This window comes from Nesterenkonia sp. F, from assembly GCF_000220985.1.
Taxonomy (GTDB): Bacteria; Actinomycetota; Actinomycetes; order Actinomycetales; family Micrococcaceae; genus Nesterenkonia.
In genome coordinates, this window is record NZ_AFRW01000004.1 from 22,668 (window position 1) to 43,287 (window position 20,620).

General features: G+C 72.6%; 17 protein-coding genes. 12 read left to right on the top strand and 5 right to left on the bottom strand.

The features are described from left to right. Nucleotides 1–446 precede the first annotated feature (446 nt). The 3 genes from GU5_RS0100340 to GU5_RS0100350 all read left to right on the top strand — a co-directional run bounded on the left by GU5_RS0100340 (nucleotide 447) and on the right by GU5_RS0100350 (nucleotide 3,568). Nucleotides 447–1,673, top strand: a complete 1,227-nt coding sequence (locus GU5_RS0100340) for a glycine betaine/L-proline ABC transporter ATP-binding protein (RefSeq protein WP_237704632.1) — start codon at nucleotides 447–449, stop codon at nucleotides 1,671–1,673. Beyond that, nucleotides 1,670–2,596 carry a proline/glycine betaine ABC transporter permease gene (locus tag GU5_RS13185; protein WP_010523591.1) on the top strand — a complete coding sequence of 309 codons (927 nt, stop codon included), beginning with the start codon at nucleotides 1,670–1,672 and terminating at the stop codon, nucleotides 2,594–2,596. The genes GU5_RS0100340 and GU5_RS13185 overlap by 4 nt, the downstream gene beginning before the upstream one ends. A 66-nt stretch (nucleotides 2,597–2,662) precedes the next feature. Beyond that, nucleotides 2,663–3,568: a glycine betaine ABC transporter substrate-binding protein gene (locus tag GU5_RS0100350; RefSeq protein WP_010523592.1), complete on the top strand. Its 906-nt coding sequence runs from the start codon at nucleotides 2,663–2,665 to the stop codon at nucleotides 3,566–3,568. A gap of 168 nt (nucleotides 3,569–3,736) precedes the next feature. Here GU5_RS0100350 and GU5_RS13190 read toward each other — a convergent pair whose 3' ends face one another. Continuing rightward, nucleotides 3,737–5,038, bottom strand: a complete 1,302-nt coding sequence (locus tag GU5_RS13190; RefSeq protein ID WP_010523593.1) for an MFS transporter — start codon at nucleotides 5,036–5,038, stop codon at nucleotides 3,737–3,739. A gap of 121 nt (nucleotides 5,039–5,159) precedes the next feature. Here GU5_RS13190 and GU5_RS0100360 point away from each other — a divergent pair, with 121 nt between their 5' ends. The 4 genes from GU5_RS0100360 to GU5_RS0100375 all read left to right on the top strand — a co-directional run bounded on the left by GU5_RS0100360 (nucleotide 5,160) and on the right by GU5_RS0100375 (nucleotide 10,203). Next, the gene (locus GU5_RS0100360) at nucleotides 5,160–5,921 is read left to right on the top strand and encodes a LamB/YcsF family protein (protein ID WP_010523594.1); all 762 of its coding nucleotides are present in this window, start codon (nucleotides 5,160–5,162) and stop codon (nucleotides 5,919–5,921) included. After that, nucleotides 5,918–7,687 carry a carboxyltransferase domain-containing protein gene (locus GU5_RS13195; RefSeq protein ID WP_010523595.1) on the top strand — a complete coding sequence of 590 codons (1,770 nt, stop codon included), beginning with the start codon at nucleotides 5,918–5,920 and terminating at the stop codon, nucleotides 7,685–7,687. The genes GU5_RS0100360 and GU5_RS13195 overlap by 4 nt, the downstream gene beginning before the upstream one ends. After that, nucleotides 7,684–9,462, top strand: a complete 1,779-nt coding sequence (locus GU5_RS0100370; RefSeq protein ID WP_010523596.1) for a biotin carboxylase N-terminal domain-containing protein — start codon at nucleotides 7,684–7,686, stop codon at nucleotides 9,460–9,462. Before GU5_RS13195 ends, GU5_RS0100370 begins: the two co-directional genes overlap by 4 nt. Nucleotides 9,463–9,540: 78 nt before the next feature. Then, a complete protein-coding gene (locus GU5_RS0100375; RefSeq protein WP_010523597.1) occupies nucleotides 9,541–10,203 on the top strand; it encodes a GntR family transcriptional regulator in 663 nt (220 codons plus the stop codon). A 33-nt stretch (nucleotides 10,204–10,236) separates the two neighbouring features. Here the strand turns inward: GU5_RS0100375 and GU5_RS0100380 are convergent, their stop codons facing one another. Then, complete coding sequence (locus GU5_RS0100380; RefSeq protein ID WP_010523598.1) at nucleotides 10,237–11,523, bottom strand: MFS transporter; 1,287 nt, start codon at nucleotides 11,521–11,523, stop codon at nucleotides 10,237–10,239. A gap of 103 nt (nucleotides 11,524–11,626) precedes the next feature. Here GU5_RS0100380 and GU5_RS0100385 point away from each other — a divergent pair, with 103 nt between their 5' ends. Continuing rightward, complete coding sequence (locus GU5_RS0100385) at nucleotides 11,627–12,073, top strand: GNAT family N-acetyltransferase (RefSeq protein WP_010523599.1); 447 nt, start codon at nucleotides 11,627–11,629, stop codon at nucleotides 12,071–12,073. A gap of 44 nt (nucleotides 12,074–12,117) precedes the next feature. Continuing rightward, the gene (locus tag GU5_RS0100390) at nucleotides 12,118–13,023 is read left to right on the top strand and encodes an urea carboxylase-associated family protein (RefSeq protein ID WP_010523600.1); all 906 of its coding nucleotides are present in this window, start codon (nucleotides 12,118–12,120) and stop codon (nucleotides 13,021–13,023) included. Nucleotides 13,024–13,050: 27 nt separating this feature from the next. On the opposite strand, the gene GU5_RS0100395 is transcribed toward GU5_RS0100390, so the two are convergent. Continuing rightward, nucleotides 13,051–13,842 (bottom strand): putative hydro-lyase, encoded by a 792-nt coding sequence (locus tag GU5_RS0100395; protein ID WP_010523601.1) that lies wholly within the window; start codon nucleotides 13,840–13,842, stop codon nucleotides 13,051–13,053. Nucleotides 13,843–13,948: 106 nt separating this feature from the next. Further along, nucleotides 13,949–15,199 (bottom strand): divalent metal cation transporter, encoded by a 1,251-nt coding sequence (locus tag GU5_RS0100400; protein WP_010523602.1) that lies wholly within the window; start codon nucleotides 15,197–15,199, stop codon nucleotides 13,949–13,951. 258 nt (nucleotides 15,200–15,457) lie between these two features. On the opposite strand from GU5_RS0100400, the gene GU5_RS13200 reads away from it, so the two are divergent. Further along, nucleotides 15,458–16,744 (top strand): FAD-dependent oxidoreductase, encoded by a 1,287-nt coding sequence (locus tag GU5_RS13200; RefSeq protein ID WP_010523603.1) that lies wholly within the window; start codon nucleotides 15,458–15,460, stop codon nucleotides 16,742–16,744. Here GU5_RS13200 and GU5_RS0100410 read toward each other — a convergent pair. Continuing rightward, a complete protein-coding gene (locus tag GU5_RS0100410) occupies nucleotides 16,710–17,594 on the bottom strand; it encodes a LysR family transcriptional regulator (protein ID WP_010523604.1) in 885 nt (294 codons plus the stop codon). The genes GU5_RS13200 and GU5_RS0100410 overlap by 35 nt on opposite strands. A gap of 107 nt (nucleotides 17,595–17,701) precedes the next feature. On the opposite strand from GU5_RS0100410, the gene gabT reads away from it, so the two are divergent. Together gabT and GU5_RS0100420 are read left to right on the top strand one after the other, a co-directional pair. After that, nucleotides 17,702–19,057, top strand: a complete 1,356-nt coding sequence (gene gabT / locus GU5_RS0100415; RefSeq protein WP_010523605.1) for a 4-aminobutyrate--2-oxoglutarate transaminase — start codon at nucleotides 17,702–17,704, stop codon at nucleotides 19,055–19,057. 58 nt (nucleotides 19,058–19,115) lie between these two features. Next, the gene (locus GU5_RS0100420; RefSeq protein ID WP_010523606.1) at nucleotides 19,116–20,507 is read left to right on the top strand and encodes an NAD-dependent succinate-semialdehyde dehydrogenase; all 1,392 of its coding nucleotides are present in this window, start codon (nucleotides 19,116–19,118) and stop codon (nucleotides 20,505–20,507) included. The last annotated feature ends 113 nt before the right edge of the window (nucleotides 20,508–20,620 follow it).

Below are 20,620 nucleotides of genomic sequence, written 5' to 3' on the forward strand. Positions count from 1 at the left end.
GCGTGATTCACCCCACAAGTGGCATCGAATATGACGACGGCGTTCGAACGCGGCCGATCCGCAGGAGGAGCGCGAAATACGCGCAGAATCTGCTCTCGGAGAGGTTGGAAATGTGACACTGCGGGATCGACTGTCCTTCCTGGTGAACCGGGCGATGCCAGGGGCCCCTCGCCAGGTGATCCCCGCAGTGCCGGGCGGACTCGCGCGGGCATGCGCCCGCGCGAGACCGTACTCACATCGTGATCGGATCGGAATCTCGAATCCGGACGGAGTTTTCCGGGGGCGTCGGAAGGATTGGTAGGCTCGAAGCACTCGCGCCCTGAGTTCGTCGTCACTCCTCTCATCTCCCCGCCGGGGGATCCTTCTGCCCACCATGGCAGCCCCCGCCGCGCGGAGCGGGAGCGACCGGCTCGGCGGCGCCCCCTGCCCCCGAATGAAGGAACAACGTGACTCAGGACATATCTGATCCTGTCGTCAGCGTGCGCGACGCGTACAAAGTGTTCGGGCGTCGCCCCGAACGCGGCGTCGAGCGCCTGAAGGCCGGCGAGACGCGGGACGACCTGCGTGAGGACGGCATCACCGCCGCCGTCATCGATGCCTCCTTCGACGTCTCCGACTCGGAGATCTTCGTCGTCATGGGACTCTCCGGCTCCGGAAAGTCCACGCTGATCCGCATGGTCAACGGGCTGCTCGAGCCCACCGCCGGCTCGGTGAAGATCGCCGGCGAGGACATCGCCCGCATGGGAGCGGCCGACCTGCGGAAGGTCCGTCGGGAGAAGGTCTCGATGGTCTTCCAGAACTTCGCGCTGCTGCCGCACCGCACCGTCGGCCAGAACGCCGCCTACGCCCTGGAGGTCCAGGGCGTGAACCGCTCCGAGCGCGAGCAGCGGGCCGAGGAGGCCCTGCGCATGGTCGGCCTGGACGGCTGGGGCGGCCAGCGCCCGGACCAGCTCTCCGGCGGCATGCGTCAGCGCGTCGGCCTGGCCCGCGCGCTGGCCGCCGGCAGCGACGTGATGCTCATGGACGAGGCCTTCAGCGCGCTCGACCCGCTGATCCGTCGGGAGATGCAGGACCAGCTCATCGAGCTGCAGCACCAGCTGGGCAAGACCGTCCTGTTCATCACCCACGACCTCAACGAGGCCATGCGCCTGGGCGACCACATCGCGATGATGCGCGACGGGCGCATCGTGCAGATCGGCACCTCCGAGCAGATCCTCAACGACCCGGCCACCGACTACGTCGCCCAGTTCGTCCAGGACGTCGACCGCACCCGCGTGCTCTCCGCGGAGAGCATCATGGAGCCGCCGGCGGTCACGCTCGGCGCCGAGCAGGGCCCGCGCAGCGCCCACCGGCTGATGCGCGAGCGGCAGACGACCTCGCTGATGGTCGTCGCCCACGGCCGTCGACTGGTCGGCCTGGTCACCGAGACCGACGTCGCCGAGGCGGTGCGCAGCGGCACGCAGAGCCTGGACGGGATCATCCGTCCGGTGCCGGCCGTCGCGGCCGAGACCCCGCTGGTCGACCTGATGACCGCAGCGGCCGAGTCGCCGATGGCGCTCGCCGTCGTGGACGACGAGCAGCGGCTGCAGGGCGTCATCCCCCGGGTGACGCTGCTCAACGCCCTCGCCGACCCGACGTCGACGACCACCGGATCCATGGAGGTGATCGGATGATCCGCGCAGCTGCGGAGGCCGACGGCTCGCGGGTGATCCCGCGTGTGCCGGTCGGCGAGTGGATCGACACCGGCTTCGACTGGCTGAAGGACACCTTCGAGGTGTTCTTCGACTTCGTCAGCACCTTCATCACAAGCGTGGGTGACGGGTTCTTGGCCGTGCTGACGTCCTTCGACGCGCTCGTGCTCCTGGTCGTCTTCGCGCTGATCGGCTGGGCATTGAAGAGCTGGAAGCTCGGAGTGCTCAGCGCGGTGCTGATGGCGTTCATCATCAGCGTCGACATGTGGCAGGAGGCGATGGACACGTTCGTGATGGTCGTGATCGCCGCCGCGATCGCGCTGATCATCGGGATTCCCGTGGGTATTCTGGCCGCTCGGTCCGAGAAGGTCAGCAACACGATCCGTCCGGTCCTGGATCTGATGCAGACCATGCCGCCCTTCGTCTGGCTGGTGCCCGTCGTCGCGCTGTTCAGCGTCGGCTTCGCCCCCGGCGTGGTGGCCACGCTGATCTTCTGCCTGCCCCCGGGCGTGCGCTTCACCGAGCTCGGCATCCGCCAGGTGGACGCCGAAGTCGTCGAGGCCGGCCACGCCTTCGGGAGCACGCCGGGCCAGATCCTGCGCCGCATCCAGATCCCGCTGGCCATGCCGACCATCATGGCCGGCGTCAATCAGGTCATCATGCTGGCGCTCTCCATGGCCGTCATCGCCGGGCTCGTCGGCGCCGGCGGGCTCGGCGGCGAAGTCTCCAAGGCGATGAGCACGATCGACATCGCCCTCGGCTTCGAAGCAGGGCTCTCCGTGGTGGCCCTGGCCATCTACCTGGACCGGGTGACCGCGGCCATCGGCAATCGACCGGCCGGCGGCGGGCGGCTCAGCCGGCTGCTGCAGCGGCGCCGGGACGCGAAGAACGCCGCAGCCGCCTGAGTCGAGCCCCCCCCCCATAGACCACCCTTCGACCCCTCGCATCACTCGAAGAAAGAGGTAAGGAAAATGAAGACAGGGAAGATCACGAAGTTCGTCGGCCTGACCGCGGCCGCCGCATTGGCGCTGTCCGCCTGCTCGGATTCCGGAGACTCCGGAGACTCCGAGGACTCGGGCGACGGCGACGGCGGCACCGTCACGCTGGGCATCCTCCCCTCGTGGACCGATGGGCTGAGCATGGCCCACCTGTGGAAGGTGATCCTGGAGGACGAGGGCTACACCGTCGAGATCGAGGAGATGTCCGAGGCCGGCCCGCTGTACACGGCCGTCGCCGAGGGCGACTACGACGTGTACCCCTCGGCCTGGCCGCAGGTCACCCACGCTGACTACATGGAGGAGTACGGCGACGACCTCGAGGACCTGGGCGCGTACTACGAGGGCGCCGTCCTCACCATGGCCGTGCCGGAGTACACCGAGGTGGACTCCATCGCCGAGCTGAATGACAACGCCGATCTCTTCGACGGCCAGATCACCGGCATCGAGCCGGGGGCGGGGCTGACCGGTGTCATCGACGACAGTGCCATCCCGGAGTACAACCTCGGGGACAACTATGAGCACGTCACGTCCTCGACCACCGCGATGCTCACCGAGCTCGAGGAGGCCACGGAGAACGAGGAGGACATCCTGGTGGCTCTGTGGCGTCCGTTCTGGGCCAACGCCGAGTACCCGGTGAAGGACCTGGAGGACCCGAAGGGCGCCATGGGCGAGCCGGAGACGCTGAACGCGATCGCCAACGCCGAGTTCTCCTCGGAGTTCCCGGACGTCGCGGAGTGGATGGGCAACCTGACGCTGGACGACGAGCAGTACGGCGAGCTGGAGGACCTGGTGGTCAACCAGCACGAGGACGACCCGGCCGCCGGCGCCGAGGAGTTCGTGGAGAACAACCAGGACCTGATCGACTCCGTCACGGAGTGATCATGTCCGACCGACGGCGACGCACACGCGTCGTCCCGCCGATCCGCTGAGGCGGATCCGGGCACTGCGGCGGGGTCCGACCAGCACGGTCGGATCCCGCCGTCGTCGTGTCCGGCGGACGTCGGCGCGGCTCGCGTCGAGGTCACAGGTCCCGGCCCATCTCCGCTCTCAGTCGGTGCGCAGCCGGCGCGGCACGCCCTGCTTGACCCCGTGGCGCCCGTGGAGGATCCAGTAGAGCCCGATGGTGGCGGCGACGAGCACGGCGCAGGCGGCATACATCAGGCGGTAGCCGCCCAGCTCGAGCAGCGGGCCCAGGATCATCGGCGAGAGGCCGAAGCCGGAGTCGAGCAGGATGAAGAACGTGGAGATGCCGATGCTGGTGCGCGTGGGCGACAGCATCGCGGCGATGGTCGCCTGGAAGGCCGGCAGCAGCGCGCCGAAGCCCAGCCCGGCGAGCACCCCGGAGAGCAGCATCACGCCCTGGTTCGGAGACCAGGCCAGCAGGCCCAGGGCGACCGCGTAGAGCACCAGCGTCGGGTAGACGACGGTGTTGTCGCCGAAGCGGTCCTGGATCCTCCCGGCGATCAGCCGGGTGACCATCACGGCGGCGGCGTAGATGAGGAAGAACAGCGAGGCGGCGTCGACCATCCCCTCGCTGCGGGCGAAGCCGTTGAGGAAGGTCATCACCGAGGCGAAGCCGAAGCCGAGCATCATCGCGATCGTCGCCAGGGGGATGGCCCGCGGCTCGATGATGTCGCCCGGCCGCAGACGCAGCCGGTCCTTCCACCGGTCCGGCACATGCGGCGGGGCGGGCAGGCGGATGAACAGCGCGGCGAGCAGCCCCAGCACCGAGATCGCCGAGGTGGCCAGGAACATCGCCCAGAAGTCGAAGAGCTCGGTCAGCTGCAGGGTGAGCATCGGTCCCACTGCCGGCGGCAGGGCCACGGCGAGCATGTAGTAGCCCGCGCCCTCGCCGCGGCGGCTGGCCGGGATGAGCGCGAAGACCGCCGCGTTCAGCGCCGTCTGGCCGAAGCCGAAGGAGACGCCGTGGACCATCCGCAGCGCGATCAGCGCCGGGTAGGAGTCCACCCAGAGATAGGCGACGCCGGCCAGCACGTAGATCACCAGCCCGGCGATCACCGTGCGGCGCCGGCCCAGGAAGTCGACGTATTTGCCGGCGGCGAAGCGCGAGATCAGCGCGCCGATGACGAAGGCCGAGGCCGCGAAGCCCGCGGCCGTCTGGTCGGCGGCGAACTCCTCGACGGCGAAGACCGCCATGCCGGTGACCAGCATGTAGAAGACCAGGGCCAGGACGACGTTGATGATGATGGCCAGCAGGAAGTCGCGGGTGAAGAGCTTCTCGCGGCCGACCGGGGGCTCCTCGCGGCGGTCCTCGCGAGCAGCGGCGGAGGCGGCGTCGACGGCGGGCTGCTGCGGTCCGGTCTGCGGGGTCTGCCTCTCATCGTCCATCACCAGGGGATTGTTTCATGAAGCATACGATCGGCGGACGCCGTGGCCTCCGAACACAGATTGTTGAACAATCCTGTGATCTGCGGCATGCTGGGAGTTCGGACCGTGAGGAGGAGCACCTGTGGCACAGATCGACCTGAATTCCGACGTCGGGGAGTCGTTCGGCCGGTGGCGCCTGGGGGACGACGCCGCGATCCTGCAGACGGTCACCAGTGCGAACATCGCCTGCGGCTTCCACGCCGGCGACCCGATGACCATCGCCGAGACCGCCCGCACCGCCGTCGAGCAGGACGTCGCGATCGGCGCCCACATCGCCTACCGCGACCTCGCCGGCTTCGGCCGTCGTCACCTGGAGTGTTCCTATGAGGAGCTCGCCGCCGACGTGCGCTACCAGCTCGGCGGACTGGCCTCCATGGCCGCCGCCTCCGGCGCCCGGATCCGCTATGTGAAGCCGCACGGGGCGCTGTACCACGCGATGATCGCCCATGAGACCCACGCGCGGGCTGTCATCGACACCATCGCCGCCGTCGACGACACGCTGCCCGTGCTGCTGCTGCCGGGCTCGCGCGGGCTGGAGCTCGCCGCCGAGGCCGGGCTGCGCGGCGTGGCCGAGGCCTTCGCCGACCGGAACTACGAGCCCGACGGCACCCTGGTCTCCCGCCGCGAGCCGGATGCCGTGCTGCACGACGCCGACCAGGTGGTGGCGAACATGGTCCGGCTGGCCACCGCCGGCGAGATCGTCGCCCGCGACGGCACGGTGCTGCCCGTGGACGCCGAGAGCATATGCGTCCACGGCGACACCGACGGCGCGGTGCAGATGGCCGCGGCCGTGCGCTCCGGGCTGCAGGAGGCCGGCGTCGAGATCCGCAGCTTCGTGGCATGAGCGGGGCGGGGCGGACTGTCGAGTCCCTGGGCGCGACGGCCGGGGCGGCGCCGATCGGCGTCCGCGCCGCCGGCGACCGGGCGCTGCTGGCCGAGTACGCCGACCTCGCCGACGTGCTGGCCCACCATCAGCACCTGCGCGCCCACCCGCTGGACGGCCAGCGCGAGGCGGTGGCCGCCGCACGGACGATCCTGCTGTGCTTCGACGCGCCGTCGTCGGCCGCCGCCGCGCGCGAGCGGCTCGCCCGGCTGCGCGTGGCCGGCTTCTCCGCCGCCGAGGCCCGCGTGGTCGAGCTCGACGTCGTCTACGACGGCGAGGATCTCGACGAGGTCGCCGCCGCCGTGTCGATGAGCCGCGAGGCGCTGATCGCCTGGCATGCCGGCCAGGAGTGGACCGGGGCTTTCGGGGGCTTCGCGCCCGGCTTCACCTACTGCACTCCGGCCGACGCCGCCCACGCGCTGCAGGTGCCGCGGAGGGAGACGCCGCGCACGGCGCTGCCGGCCGGCTCAGTGGCTCTGGCCGCCGAGTTCTCCGCGGTCTACCCGCGCGTCTCGCCGGGCGGCTGGCAGCTGATCGGCCGCACCGCTGCGGCGATGTGGGATCTCGACCGCGCCGCGGCGGGGGAGTCGCCGGCGCTGGTGCGCCCCGGCGACGTCGTCCGCCATCGGCCGGTGCGTGAGCTGGCCACGCTGCGGCCGGGTTCGGCGGCCGACGAGGCCGTCCAGGGACGTCCGGACGCCGCGACGGAGCCGGCGGCGCTCGAGGTGCTCGACCCCGGTCTGCAGACGCTGGTCCAGGACCTCGGCCGCGAAGGCCTCAGCGACCTCGGGGTCTCGCGCGCCGGCGTCGCCGACGAGGCCGCGATGCGCCAGGCGAACCGGCTGGTGGGCAACACCGCCGACGCCGCCGTGCTGGAGGCCCTCCAGGGCGGGCTGCGCCTGCAGGCGCGGCGGACGGTGGTGCTCGCGGTGACCGGCGCCGAGATCGGCCTGCGCGTCGACGACGGCGACGGCGGCGACGGCGGCACGCGCGCGCCGGCGCTGCGCGCCCCCTTCGCGGTGACCGCCGGTGAGACGCTGACCCTCTCCGCTCCGCGCCGCGGGCTGCGCGGCGTCGTCGCCGTCCGCGGCGGATTCGCCGCCGAGCCGGTGCTGGGCAGCGTCTCGGCCGACACCATGTCCGGGCTGGGGCCGGCACCGCTGCAGGCCGGCGACCGGCTCGCGCTCGCCGACGGTGCCCTCACCCCGGTCGGCGCGGAGGAGCCGAGCACGCTGCCGGAGCCCGACGAGGACGGCGCGATCACGCTGCGGATGATCTCCGGCCCGCGGGACGACTGGTTCGACGCCGCGGAGCTGGAGCGGCTGCAGCGCCAGGTCTGGCGGGTCTCCACGCAGGCCGACCGGATCGGCGTGCGGCTGGAGCTGGGGGAGGAGGCCGGCGCCGCCGACGGCGAGGCCGAAGCCTCTGCCGCCGCCTCTGCCGGCGACGACGCGCCGCGTCCGCTGCGCCGGGCCCGCACCGGCGAGCTGCCCAGCGAGGGCGTGCCGCGCGGGGCGCTGCAGGTGCCGCCGTCGGGCCTGCCGGTGCTCTTCCTCAACGACCATCCGGTCACCGGCGGCTACCCGGTGATCGGCGTCGTCCTCGCCGCGGACCTCACGGCCGCCGCGCAGCTTGCTCCCGGCCAGCACCTGCGGCTGCGTGCCGTCGACGGCGTCGACGTACCGGCCGCGCGCCCTTCCGACCCCACGACCCAGGACTCCCCATGAGACGACTCCTCATCGCCAACCGCGGAGAGATCGCCGTGCGCATCATCCGCGCCGCCGCCGAGCAGGGTATGGAGACGGTCGCCGTCCATGCCGACCAGGACGCCGACTCGCTCGCCGTGGCCCTGGCCGACGTCGCCGTGCCGCTGGCCGGGACCACGGCGGCCGAGACCTACCTGGATCAGCAGAAGATCCTGGAGGCCGCGCAGTCCACCGGCGCCGACGCCGTCCACCCCGGCTACGGCTTCCTCTCCGAGAACGCCGACTTCGCCCGTGCGGTCATCGACGCCGGCCTGACCTGGATCGGCCCCTCGCCGGAGACGATCGAGACGCTCGGGGACAAGGTCGCCGCCCGCGAGCTCGCCGCCTCCGTGGACGCCCCGCTGGCCCCGGGCACCGACGGGCCGGTCGACGGCTCGGAGGCGGTGCGGGACTTCGCCGCCGAGCACGGGCTGCCGGTGGTCATCAAGGCCGCCCACGGCGGCGGCGGACGCGGCATGCGGGTCGTCCGCGACCTCGACGCCGTCGAGGAGGCCTGGGCCTCGGCCGTGCGCGAGGCCGAGGGCGCCTTCGGCCGCGGCGAATGCTTCGTCGAGCGCTTCCTCGACCGCCCGCGGCACGTCGAGGCGCAGGTGATCGCCGATGCGCACGGGAACGTCGTCGTCGTGGGGCTGCGCGACTGCTCGCTGCAGCGCCGCGGGCAGAAGCTCGTCGAGGAGGCCCCGGCGCCCTTCCTGCCCGCCGGAGTGGAGGAGCGGATCCGCGCCTCGGCGGCCGCGATCTGCTCGGCGGCCGGCTACGTCGGCGCCGGCACGGTGGAGTACCTGCTCAGCGACGTCGACGATGCCGGTTCGGAGCCGCTGGTCAGCTTCCTGGAGGTCAACACTCGGCTGCAGGTCGAGCACCCGGTGACCGAGGAGACCTCCGGGGTGGACCTGGTCGTCGAGCAGCTGCGCGTCGCCGCGGGCGAGCCGCTGAGCCTCCCCGAGGATCCGGCGCCGCGCGGGCACGCGATCGAGTTCCGGCTCAACGCCGAGGACCCGGCGCTGGGCTTCCTGCCCACTCCCGGCCTCGTCGAACGTTTCGACCCGCCGACCGGGCCCGGGGTGCGCCTCGACGCCGGCGTGCGCGGCGGCGACGAGATCCCGGCGGCCTTCGACTCGATGATCGGCAAGCTGATCATCACCGGCCCGGACCGCGAGACCGCGCTGCGCCGGGCGCGGCTGGCGCTGGCCGAGATGCGCATCGAGGGCGTGCCCAGCGTGTTGCCCTTCCACCGGGCGGTGCTCGAGGACCCGGCCTTCCGCGCCGCCGACGGCGCGCGCAGCTTCGGCGTGCACACCCGCTGGATCGAGGAGGAGTTCGACGCCGCGCTGGGCGAGTCCGAGCATCTGGCCGCCGCACTGCGCCACCGCGAGCAGCAGATGCTGCGCACCACCGTGGAGCTCGACGGCCGGACGGTGGGGCTCGGGCTGCCCGCCGCGCTGCTGCGCCGACTGGGCGGGGGCGATCCGGCGGGCGGAGCGGGAGGAGCCGACGCCGACGTCGACCGGTCGGGTGCCGAGGTCGGTGCGGTGACCACTCCGGTCGGCGGCTCGCTGGTGCGCTGGGCCGCCGAGGACGGCACCGTCGTCGCGGCCGGCGACGCGCTCGCCGTCGTCGAGGCGATGAAGATGGAGCACACGGTCACTGCGCCGCAGGCCGGCACGCTGGAGCACGCTGAGCTGGAGCCCGGCGAGATGCTGGAGGTCGGGCAGCGGCTCGGCACGATCCGCTGAGCCTCACCGGTCCCCGGCGCTCGCCGTCGTCGTGCTGCCGCGCCGCCGCCTCCGGGCGGACTCGATAGTGTGGAGCCCATGGATCGCACCGAGGACGCCGAACCGCGCGGCGAGACGGCCCAGCGCGCCGAACGCGCCGCGGCGGTGCTGCGCGCGCGGATCGCCGCCGGGGAGATCCCTCCGGGCGCGAAGCTGCCCGAGGTCCAGCTCTGTGACGAGCTCGAGGTCTCGCGGCACACGCTGCGCAGCGCGCTGCAGACTCTGGGCGCCGAAGGGCTGGCCGAGCGGCGGCCGAACGTCGGGGTCTTCGTCCACGCGCCCACGCTGGAGGATCTCGCTGAGATCTACCGGGTCCGTCGGGTCGTGGAGATCGGCGCCGTGCGTCAGGCGGCCTTCGACGCCCCGGCGTTGGAGGAGCTGGCCGCCCTGGTCGAACATGCGCAGCAGCGCGCCGCGGCCGACGACGTCGCCGCCGTCGCCGAGGCCAACCAGCGCTTCCACCGCCGGCTGGTCGCCCAGGCCGGCTCGGAGCAGCTGAGCACCTTCATGGAGCGGATCCTGGCGCGGATGCGCCTGGTCTTCCACGTGATGCGCGGCGAGCCGACCTTCCACGTGGAGTTCGCCGCCGGCAACGCCGAGCTGGTGCGGCTGCTGCGCGCCGACGACCGCGACGGCGCCGAACGGCATATGGAGTCCTACTTCGACCACGCCGAGCAGCTGCTGGGCGCCCGCCTGTCCTGAGCCCATCCGCGGAGCGGCCGGGCCGTGCCGTCCTCAGCCCTGCCGCGGGCTCCGCGAGAGGACCAGTGCGGCGGTGACCGCCAGCAGCGCGAGCACGCCGTAGCCCAGGCCGATCGTCACCAGCGAGAGGTGCTCGGTGAGTCGTCCGGCGATCAGCGAGGGGATCGCCGCCGAGGAGTAGTTGACCAGGTAGATCGTCGAGACCAGGCCAGCACGTTCGCCGGGAGAGGTCATCGGCAGCAGCGTGCGCATCCCGCCGGTCTGGGCCGCGCCCTGGGTGATGCCGGCGACCAGGCTGAGGACCACGAAGGGCACGATGGCCCCGGCCGCCAGCGAGGCCAGGATCCCGGCGAGGACGAGCACGTAGGCGGCCGCGCCGAGGCGGAGGCCGAGGACCGGGCGCAGCCTCGCCGTCAGCGGTCCGCCGATCATGTTCAGCATGGTGAACGAGGAGAACACCGCCGCGGCCACCAGCGCCGAGGTCGAGCCGAGATGGTCGGTGGTGATCGAAGGGCCGAAGGACTGGTAGAAGCCGCCGACCGACCAGGTCGCCAGGATCAGCGCGGACATCGCCAGCAGCGGGCGGCCGGCGCCGCGCGGCACCGTGATCCGCGGTCGCAGCGAGGCCGCCGCGCGCCGCAGCGAGGTGCGCGCCGTCGTCTCCGGGCTCAGCGCGACGGCGAGCCCGGCCGCCAGCAGCCCGACGAGCACCACTCCGTAGGTCAGATGCCGCGGATCGGGGCCGTGGTCCACCAGGGCGCCGGAGAGCAGCGCGCCGGTCGGAATGCCCAGCATCGGCGCCGCCGAGGTGACCACGGCCGCCAGCCAGGGCGGTCGTCTCGGGGCAGAGTCGATGACATAGGCGCCCAGCGCGCTGGTGGCGATGCCGGTGGCCAGCCCCTGGAGCCCGCGTCCCAGCAGCAGCGGGGCCTCGCCGTCGACGGTCAGCAGCGCCCCCATCCCGCCGGCGGCCAGCACCAGCGCGACGACGGCGACCGGGCGGCGCCCGAAGTGGTCGGAGAGCCGGCCCAGCACCAGCAGCGAGAAGGCCGCGGCGACCATGTAGGTCGCCGCCGCGGCGGCGAGGTCGGCGTTGGTCAGCCCGTCCTCGAGCCGGTAGGTGGGGAAGAGCGGGATCGGAGTCCCGGCGCCGACGAAGATCAGCACCAGGGAGACGGAGGCGGCGAAGAAGCCGACCAGCAGGCGCCGCGGCGACGGCGACGGCGGGGCGGGGGAGCCGGGGGCCTCCGAGAGACTCGAGGCGGGGCGCGATGACGTCTGCGTGGTTCCTCCTGCAGCTGAGGCGTCCGTGCGGGACACGGGCGCGGGCGGCTCGGCGCCGCGTCGAGGCGGCGCCGGACGGGTGCAGCGCGCCGTCAGCGTCGGACATTCCCTCGGGGAGGTGTCGCGATAGCCTGAGCAGGTGACCACGACTTTCACCACCCGACGGCCCGAGGAGCTCACCGTCCGCGAGCTGCACGATGTGCTGAAGCTGCGCGTCGACGTCTTCGTCGTCGAGCAGGAATGCCCGTATGCGGAGATCGACGGCCGGGACCTGCTCGATGACACCGTCCAGCTCCTCGCCCATGAGGACGGGGAGCTGGTCGCCGCCCAGCGGGTGCTGGGCGTGCACGACGCCGAGCCGTCCATCGGCCGCGTCGTCACCCGCGCCGACGCCCGCGGCCGTGGGCTGGCCGGCGCGCTGCTCGAGCGGGGGATCGAACTCTGCCGCCCTGAGGCGACGATCCGTCTGGGCGCGCAGGCGCATCTGGAGCAGTGGTACGGACGCTTCGGATTCGTCCGCGCCGGCGAGGACTACCTCGAGGACGGCATCCCGCACTGCCCGATGCTCCGGACGCCGCGCGGCTGACGGCCGGAGCCGCTCCGCGCCGGCACGAGACGACAGGAGGCCCCATGACTGCCGACGACACCGGCCCCGGCGCCGGCACGAGCCCCGCGCGCGGCGGCGACGACGCCTCCGCCGGCCGGATCTACACCCGGCGCGCGGCCTACCAGTCGCCGCCCGGCGGGGCGCTCGACGTCGACCGCGGCCTCTATGCCGCCGTCGCCGCCGCGGACCGGCGGCTGGTGGAGGAGTTCGAGATCCCGATCCGCTCCGGGCGGGCCTGGCAGGTGCCGGCCGGGCATATCGTGCGGATCCACCAGACCGACGGTCCGCAGGTCGGCGACCTGAACCTGTGGAACCTGCACGACCCGCGGGAGCGGTTCTGGGCGGCGCGGACCCGGCAGCTGCAGCGCTCCTCGATGACCGTCCACGACCGCTTCTGGTCCACGCTGCCGGCGCTGCGGCCGCTGGCGACGATGATCGCCGACACGCTCGCCGACCACCCGGACGCCGCGGTGATCCACGATCTGCTGGGCACCCGCTGCGATCCGTATGTGAACCGGATGCTCTCCGGCGAGGACTTCGACCGGCACTGCCATTCGAATCTCACCCGGGCGGTGCTGCCCCACGGGCTGACCGAGCTCGACGTCCACGACGTGCTCAACGTCTTCCAGATGGCCGGGCTCAACCACCGCCACGAGTACTTCATGGATGCCTGCCCGGCGAGGCCGGACGACTACGTGGAGATCTTCGCCGAAGTCGACCTGCTCATGGCGCTGTCCACCTGTCCGGGCGGGGACCTCTCGGTGCACATGTGGGGCCCCGAGGCGGCCTCGACCGAGGAGCAGCTGGCCCACTGCCACCCGTTGGGCGTGCAGGTCTTCGCCGTCGACGACGCCGCCCTGGAGCGTCGGCGGCCGCCGGAGAAGGCCGCCTATCGCGGCGCCGACGGGCTGCACGGCCTCGGGGTGTGAGCGCCGCAGTGCGGTCGGCAGGCGCGCTCAGGGCACCTGGAGCTCGGCCTCCGGCAGGTCGGTGATCAGCATGTGTCCCGGCGCGTGGCTGATCGCCAGCTCGGGGCGCGACTCCATCACCGCCGCCTGCGGGGTCACGCCGCAGGCCCAGAACACCGGCAGCCAGCCGTCGGGCACGTCGACGGCGTCGCCGAAGTCCGGGGCCGCGAGGTCTCCGATGCCCAGTGCGGCGGGGTCGCCCACATGCACCGGCGCCCCGTGGACTCCGGGGAAGCGGGAGGAGATGCGGACCGCGTCGGCCACCTGCTCGGCCGGAATCGGCCGCATCGAGACCACCAGCGGTCCGGAGAGCATTCCGGCCGGGGCGCAGCGGCGCGTGGTGCGGAACATCGGCACGTTGATGCCCAGCTGCTGGTGTCGCAGCGGAATGCCGGCCCGGCGCAGCGGCGTCTCGAAGGTGAAGCTGCAACCCAGCAGGAAGGTCACCAGATCCTCGCGCCAGTGCTCGACGACGTCGTCCGGCTCGGCGACCAGGGCGCCGTCGCGGTAGACCCGGTAGGCGGGGACGTCAGTGCGGATGTCGCCGCCGGCCAGCAGCTCCGAGCTCAGCTGCCCGGCCTCGAGGACTCCGAGGACGGGGCAGGCCTTCGGATTCCGCTGGGCGAAGAGCAGCATGTCGAAGGCCATGTCGCGGGGGAGGGCCAGCACGTTGGCCTGCGCGGCCCCCGGCACCCACCCGCTGGTGGGCGTGCGCAGTCCTGCGCGGAACCGGCCCCGCGCCTGCGCGGGGGAGAGTCGGTCATCGGTCGGCGTCGTCATCGTCGCTCCCTCCTCGGGCTTTGCCTCTGGAGTTCGGGCCTTAACCCCGTGCTGTTCGGAGGGGTTCGGGCCCGAACTCCAGAGGCAACGCAGTCTGCATCCATGATCAGCCCGCCTGCCAGAGCTCGGCCAGCCCGCCCAGCGAGCTCGCGCCCATGTAGAGCGTCAGCGCCCAGGCCAGCACCCCGATGATCAGCAGCCAGGCGGGGTGCCGTCGGCCCTGCATCAGGTCGCGGCGACGCCAGGCGGCCCAGAGGATCACCGTGAAGCCCAGCGGCAGCACGGCGCCGTTGACGGCTCCGGCCATGATCAGCAGCGTCTGCGGGGCCTGTCCGACGCTCAGGAAGATCGCGCCGGTGACCGCCAGGAAGCCGCCGGCCAACCAGTTGCGCGTGCGCTCGCCGGTGCGTGCGGTGACCAGGAAGCTCACCGAGGTGAAGGTCGCCCCGAGGATCGAGGTGATCGCCGCGACCCAGAAGACCAGGCCGAAGGTCCGCAGCCCGATCTCCCCCAGGGCGGCGCCGAAGGCGTCGGCGGCGACGTCGTCCTCGGCCAGCGAGGCCCCGGTGACGACGACGCCGAGGATCGCCAGGAACAGCAGGAAGCGGATGATGCTGGCGACGATGATGCCCAGCACCGAGGTGCGCGTGATCGCGCCGATGTTCTCCGCGCCGGTGTTGCCCGAGGCGATCAGCCGGTGGGCGCCGGCGTAGGTGATGTAGCCGCCGACGGTGCCGCCGACGAGGGTGGTGATCACGAAGAAGTCGACCTGCTCCGGCATCACGGTCTGACGCATCGCCTCGCCGACCGGGGGAGCGGTGGTGACCGCCATGGTGATCATCAGCAGGATCAGCACCGCCCCGCAGGCGACCACCACACGGTCCAGGGCGACGCCGGCCTTGCGGGAGAGGAAGATCAGCAGCGCCAGGACCACGGAGATCCCGCCGCCGATGCGGGCGTCGAGGCCGGTCAGCGCGTTGAGTCCCATTCCCGCACCGGCGATGTTGCCGACGTTGAACACGATGCCGCCGAAGAACACCAGGGCCGCGAGGGCCCAGCCGGCGCCGGGCAGCACCCGGTTGCCCAGCTGCTGGGCGTAGAGCCCGGAGAGGCCGAGCACGCGCCAGACGTTGAGCTGGACGGCGATGTCGACGAGCACCGAGATCAGGATGGCGAAGGCGAAGGCTGCGCCGAGCTGGTGGGTGAAGGTCGCGGTCTGGGTGATGAATCCCGGCCCGACGGCGCTGGTCGCCATCAGGAACATGGCGCCCAGCAGCGCGGTGCGGCGGCGTCGGGTGCGACGGCGGGTCGTCTCGGCGGGCGAGGCTGTCGGCGGGGTCGCGGCGGGGTCGGTCACAGATCTGCTCCCTCGGACGTGGTGCTGGTCGGCGGGCGATGATGCCGCCCGGATGTGACGTGGATCTATTCGGCGAATGCACCACACAGTAGCGGTTGTTCAACAATCGGGGCAATGGATTGTTGCACAAAATGCCGTCGCGAAGCGGCGGTTCCGTGCATCGTCCCTTGTCGATCGGTCGTCAGAGGGTGACGATTGAGCCACCGCATGTGCCGCGGCCCGGCAGGCACCCGACGAGCCCGAGGGAGGGCAGACTCCATGGACCGGGACACCACCTGCGTGATCGTCGGCGGAGGACCCGCCGGCATAGTCACCGGGCTGCTGCTCGCCCGCGCCGGCGTCGACGTCGTCGTGCTGGAGAAGCACGGCGACTTCCTCCGCGACTTCCGCGGCGACACCATCCACCCCTCCACGCTGCTGCTGCTCGACGAGCTCGGGCTGATGAACCGCTTCGCCCAGATCGACTGGCATCGCATGGAGACCGCGCGGGTGCCCGCCGCCGACGGGTCGCTGGTCACCACCGGCGACTTCCGCCGGCTGGACCACCCCTACCCCTACGTCGCGCTGGCTCCTCAGTGGGATCTGCTGGACCTGCTCGCCGCGGCCGCCGCCGAGGAGCCGAGCTTCCGACTGATCATGGACGCCGAGGTCACCGGGCTGCGGCGACGCCGCGACGCCTCCGGGACTGAGCAGATCACCGGGGTGAGATGGCGCGACGCCGACGGCGGCGCCCATGAGCTCTCCGCGCTGCTGACGATCGCCGCCGACGGCCGCGGCTCGATCGTCCGCCGGGAGGCGGGACTGTCGATGATCGAGCACGCCGTGCCGATGGATGCCTGGTGGTTCCGTCTCGACGCCGAGGACGCGGAGTCGGAGGAGGCGGCGGGCCACACGCTCTTCCCGCGCACCGGCGGCGAGCTGCCGGTGGTCGCGATCCCGCGCGGGACCTACTTCCAGGCGGCGATGCTCATCCCCAAAGGCTCCGACGCCGCGCTGCGCGCCCGCGGGGTCGGCTGGTTCCGCGAGCAGGTCGCCGCCGCCTTCCCGGAGTTCGTCGAGGCTGCGGCCGGGCTGTCGCTGGAGGACGTCCACGTGCTGGACGTGCGGCTGGACCGTGCTCGCCGGTGGTGGCGGCGCGGGCTGCTGGCCATCGGCGACGCCGCCCACGCGATGTCGCCGGTCGGCGGGGTCGGGATCAATCTTGCCGTCCAGGACGGTGTGGCCGCCGCGCGCCTGCTCGCGGCACCGCTGCGCGAGGGGACGCTCAGCGACGCCGACGTCGCCGCGGTCCAGCGCCGCCGCCGGCCGCCGGCGATCGCGATCCAAGGGCTGCAGCGCGTGCTGCACCGCGGCCTGGCGCGGCTGTTCGACGACGGCGCCGAGCTGCGGATGCCCGGCGCCGCGGCAGAGCTGCTGCGGCGACGTCCGGAGCTGACCGTCGGGCCGGCGGCGCTGATCGGCATCGGACCGCGCCCGGAGCACGCCCCGGACTGGGCGCGGCGCCGAGAGGTCAGCCCACCGTGGGGCCGTAGCGCTCGGCGCTGAAGCTGCGGAGCCGCTCGACGAGCGCCTCCAGCGTCGCCGCGGCGTGGTGCGCCGGACGCCACGCGGCGGTCAGTCGCACCCGCAGGTCCCCGCCGGCGGTGATGATGCGCAGCGGAACCAGCGCGAAGTGCGGGTCGTCGGTGACCACGGCGACGCCGCGGCCAGCCGCCGCCAGGGCCTGAGCCACACGGCTGTGCCGGGCCTCGACCACTCCGCGCGGGGCCGATCCGGCGACCTCCAGGGCGCCGTCGAGCAGGCGGCGGGCCATATAGTCGCGCGAGGTGAGCACCAGCTGCTCCTCGACCAGCTCCTCCAGCGCGACGGCGTCGCGTCCGGCCCACCGGTGGCCCGCGGGCACGCAGGCCCACACCGGCAGCTCGGCCAGCCGTCGTGAGGCGACCTGATCGCCCGGCGCATGGGCGACCACCACGAGGTCGTGCGCGGAGACCAGCAGGCGCGGATCGGCGTCGACGGGGATCTCGGTCACCGAGGGGACGGGGTCTCCGGCGGTGAAGGTGGCCACGAACGGCGCGACGACGTCGACCAGCGTGGTGCCTGGCGCGGCGAGGCCGACATGCTCCAGACGTCCGGCGGCGAGCCGGCGGGCGTATCCGCGGGCGTGGTCGTGGGCCTGCAGCACCTGCCGCGCGGTGGTCAGGAAGGCGCGCCCCTCGCTGGTCATCGCCAGCCGGGGGCCGGTCCGGTCGAAGAGGGTCAGTCCCAGGTCATCCTCCAGCGAGCGGATCTGCCGGGAGAGGGCGGGCTGGGTCATGTGAAGCGTGTCGGCGGCGGCGGAGACGGTGCCTTCCTCGGCGACGGCGACGAAGTAGCGCAGCAGACGATGTTCCATGCCTACCAAGCATACAGATCATGAAGAATGGGCATTAGACGGCATATCTGGGTCCCGTCATCATCGAGGGGAGACGTTCCCGCCCCCCCCCCGCCCGAGGAGCCGCCATGAGCACTGCACCCACCGCTGCCGAGACCGCCGAGACCGCCGAGCTGCCGCAGTCCCGCCGGCTGGCCACCGAGATCCCCGGTCCGCAGGCGCGCGCACTGCAGGAGCGCCAGGGCGCCGTCGTGCCCGCCGGGGTCTCCTCGATCATGCCGACTTACGCCGTGCGCGCCGCGGGCGGGATCGTCGAGGACGTCGACGGCAACCGACTGATCGATTTCGGCTCCGGCATCGCGGTCACCAGCGTGGGCGCCAGCGCCGAGCGGGTGGTCTCCGGCGTGCAGCAGCAGGTCGAGCAGTTCACCCACACCTGCTTCATGGTCACCCCCTACGAGGGGTACCTGCAGGTCGCCGAGAAGCTCGCCGAGCTCTCCCCGGTGCCCGGCGAGACCCGCACTGCGCTGTTCAACTCCGGCGCCGAGGCGGTGGAGAACGCGGTCAAGGTCGCCCGCGCGCACACCGGCAAGCAGGCGGTGGCCGCCTTCGACAACGCCTATCACGGCCGCACCACGCTGACGATGGCGCTGACGGCGAAGAACAAGCCCTATAAGCACAGCTTCGGGCCCTTCGCCCCGGAGATCTACCGGGCCTCGGGCTCCTACCCGCTGCATGACCAGCTCGACGGCGCCGCCGCCGCAGCCCGGGCCATCGACCAGCTGCAGACCCAGATCGGCGCGGAGAACCTGGCTGCGGTGATCATGGAGCCCATCCAGGGCGAGGGCGGCTTCATCGTCCCGGCCCCGGGCTTCCTGCCGGCGATCGTCGACTGGTGCCGTCAGAACGGCGTGCTGTTCATCGCCGACGAGATCCAGACCGGATTCGCCCGCACCGGCCGGTGGTTCGCCTCCGAGCACGAGGGCATCGAGCCCGACCTGATCACCACCGCGAAGGGCATCGCCGGCGGCATGCCGCTCTCGGCGGTCACCGGCCGCGCCGAGGTCATGGACTCCGCCCACGCCGGCGGGCTCGGCGGCACCTACGGCGGAAACCCGGTGGCCTGCGCCGCCGCCGTCGGCGCGATCGAGACCATCGAGCGCGACGGGCTGCTGCAGCGGGCGCGGGAGATCGAGGAGCGCGCCGTCGCCCATCTGCGCGCGGCGGCGCAGCGCGATGCTCGCATCGCCGAGGTGCGTGGTCGCGGTGCGATGCTCGCCGTCGAGCTGGTGGATCCGGCCACCGGCGCCCCCGACGCCGCGCTGACCGCGCGGGCGGCCGCCGCGGCCCGCGACGCCGGCGTCATCACCCTGACCTGCGGCACCCACGGCAACGTGATCCGCCTGCTGCCGCCGTTGAGCATCGGCGACGAGCTCCTCGACGAAGGGCTGCAGATCATCACCGACGCCCTGGCCGCGGCCTGAACCATCCATCCGCCCGCGCGGCGCCCCGCCGGGCATCTCGTCCTCCGGGAGGAACCCCATGACCACCTTCGACGTGCTCAACCCCGCCACCGGTGCGGTGATCGACAGCGTCCCCGACACCACCGCCGATCAGGCCGCGGCCCAGGTCGACGCCGCCCAGGCCGCCTTCGAACAGTGGCGGGCCACTGCGCCCCGGCACCGTGCCGAGGTGCTGATGGCCGCCCACCGGGCCATGCTCGACGACGCCGACCACCTGGCCGACCTGATGGTCGCCGAGAACGGCAAGTCCCGCGCCGACGCCGCCGCCGAGGTGAAATACGCCGCGGAGTTCTTCCGCTGGTATGCCGAGGAGGCCGTGCGGGCGCCCGGTCAGTACACCGAGGCTCCGGCCGGCGGTGTGCGCAATGTGGTGACCCGCCACCCGGTGGGCGTCTCGGTGCTGATCACCCCGTGGAACTTCCCCGCGGCGATGGCCACTCGCAAGATCGCTCCGGCGCTGGCGGCCGGCTGCACGGTGCTGGTCAAGCCCGCCGGCGAGACCCCGCTGACCGCCCTGCGGATCGTCGAGCTGCTCATCGGCGCCGGCGTGCCCGCCGACGCGGTGCAGGTCGCCACCACCTCCAGCTCCTCGCGCGTGGTCTCCGCCTGGCTCGCCGACGAGCGGGTCCGCAAGCTCTCCTTCACCGGCTCCACGCCGGTGGGCCGCACGCTGCTGGCCCAGTGCGCCGAGCGGGTGGTCAACACCTCCATGGAGCTGGGCGGCAACGCGCCGTTCATCGTCACCGCCGACGCCGACGTCGACGCCGCCGTCGAAGGGGCGATGGTCGCCAAGTTCCGCAACTCCGGGCAGGCCTGCACGGCGGCGAACCGCTTCTACGTCCACGCCGACGTCGCCGAGGAGTTCATCGCCGCCTTCGGCGCGAAGATCGAGGCGCTGCAGGTCGGGGACCCCGCGGCAGGGGCCGACGTCGGCCCGGTGATCCATGCGAAGGCCGCCGCGGGCATCCGCGGGATGATCGACGACGCCGTCGCCGCCGGGGCGCGCATCGCCCACCAGGCCGCCGCGCCGGCGGGCGAGGGGCTGGATCTGGAGGCCTTCGTGGCCCCGACGCTGCTGGCCGACGTCCCCGCCGATGCGGCGATCCTGGGCGAGGAGATCTTCGGGCCCGTGGCCCCGGTGGTCGTCTACACCGACGAGGATCAGATGATCGCCCGCGCCAACGAGTCCGAGGTGGGGCTGTCCTCCTACGTCTACTCCGGCGATCTGAAGCACGCGATGCAGATCGGCGAGCGGCTCGAGGCCGGCATGGTCGGCATCAACCGGGGCGCAGTCTCGGATCCGAGCGCGCCCTTCGGCGGCGTGAAGCAGGCCGGCATCGGCCGCGAGGGCGGGGCCTTCGGCATCGAGGAGTTCACCGAGCCGCAGTACCTCAGCGTCGACTGGAGCTGATCCTCGCCGGAAAGCAGCTCCCGCCGGTGATCCGCCCGACACCTCGCCGCCCCGCGAGGTGCCGTGCCCCGCGGGCGGCTCGGCCGGAGGACCCGGCGACCCGCCCGCGACCT

What these genes read in the sequence shown, in the direction of transcription:
- GU5_RS13195 (WP_010523595.1), top strand. Translation starts at nt 5,918, where the DNA reads ATGAGCGGGGCGGGGCGGACTGTCGAGTCCCTGGGCGCGACGGCCGGG.
- GU5_RS13190 (WP_010523593.1), bottom strand. Translation starts at nt 5,038, where the DNA reads ATGGACGATGAGAGGCAGACCCCGCAGACCGGACCGCAGCAGCCCGCC.
- GU5_RS0100370 (WP_010523596.1), top strand. Translation starts at nt 7,684, where the DNA reads ATGAGACGACTCCTCATCGCCAACCGCGGAGAGATCGCCGTGCGCATC.
- GU5_RS0100395 (WP_010523601.1), bottom strand. Translation starts at nt 13,842, where the DNA reads ATGACGACGCCGACCGATGACCGACTCTCCCCCGCGCAGGCGCGGGGC.
- GU5_RS0100390 (WP_010523600.1), top strand. Translation starts at nt 12,118, where the DNA reads ATGACTGCCGACGACACCGGCCCCGGCGCCGGCACGAGCCCCGCGCGC.
- GU5_RS0100350 (WP_010523592.1), top strand. Translation starts at nt 2,663, where the DNA reads ATGAAGACAGGGAAGATCACGAAGTTCGTCGGCCTGACCGCGGCCGCC.
- gabT (WP_010523605.1), top strand. Translation starts at nt 17,702, where the DNA reads ATGAGCACTGCACCCACCGCTGCCGAGACCGCCGAGACCGCCGAGCTG.
- GU5_RS0100420 (WP_010523606.1), top strand. Translation starts at nt 19,116, where the DNA reads ATGACCACCTTCGACGTGCTCAACCCCGCCACCGGTGCGGTGATCGAC.
- GU5_RS13200 (WP_010523603.1), top strand. Translation starts at nt 15,458, where the DNA reads ATGGACCGGGACACCACCTGCGTGATCGTCGGCGGAGGACCCGCCGGC.
- GU5_RS0100410 (WP_010523604.1), bottom strand. Translation starts at nt 17,594, where the DNA reads ATGGAACATCGTCTGCTGCGCTACTTCGTCGCCGTCGCCGAGGAAGGC.
- GU5_RS13185 (WP_010523591.1), top strand. Translation starts at nt 1,670, where the DNA reads ATGATCCGCGCAGCTGCGGAGGCCGACGGCTCGCGGGTGATCCCGCGT.
- GU5_RS0100375 (WP_010523597.1), top strand. Translation starts at nt 9,541, where the DNA reads ATGGATCGCACCGAGGACGCCGAACCGCGCGGCGAGACGGCCCAGCGC.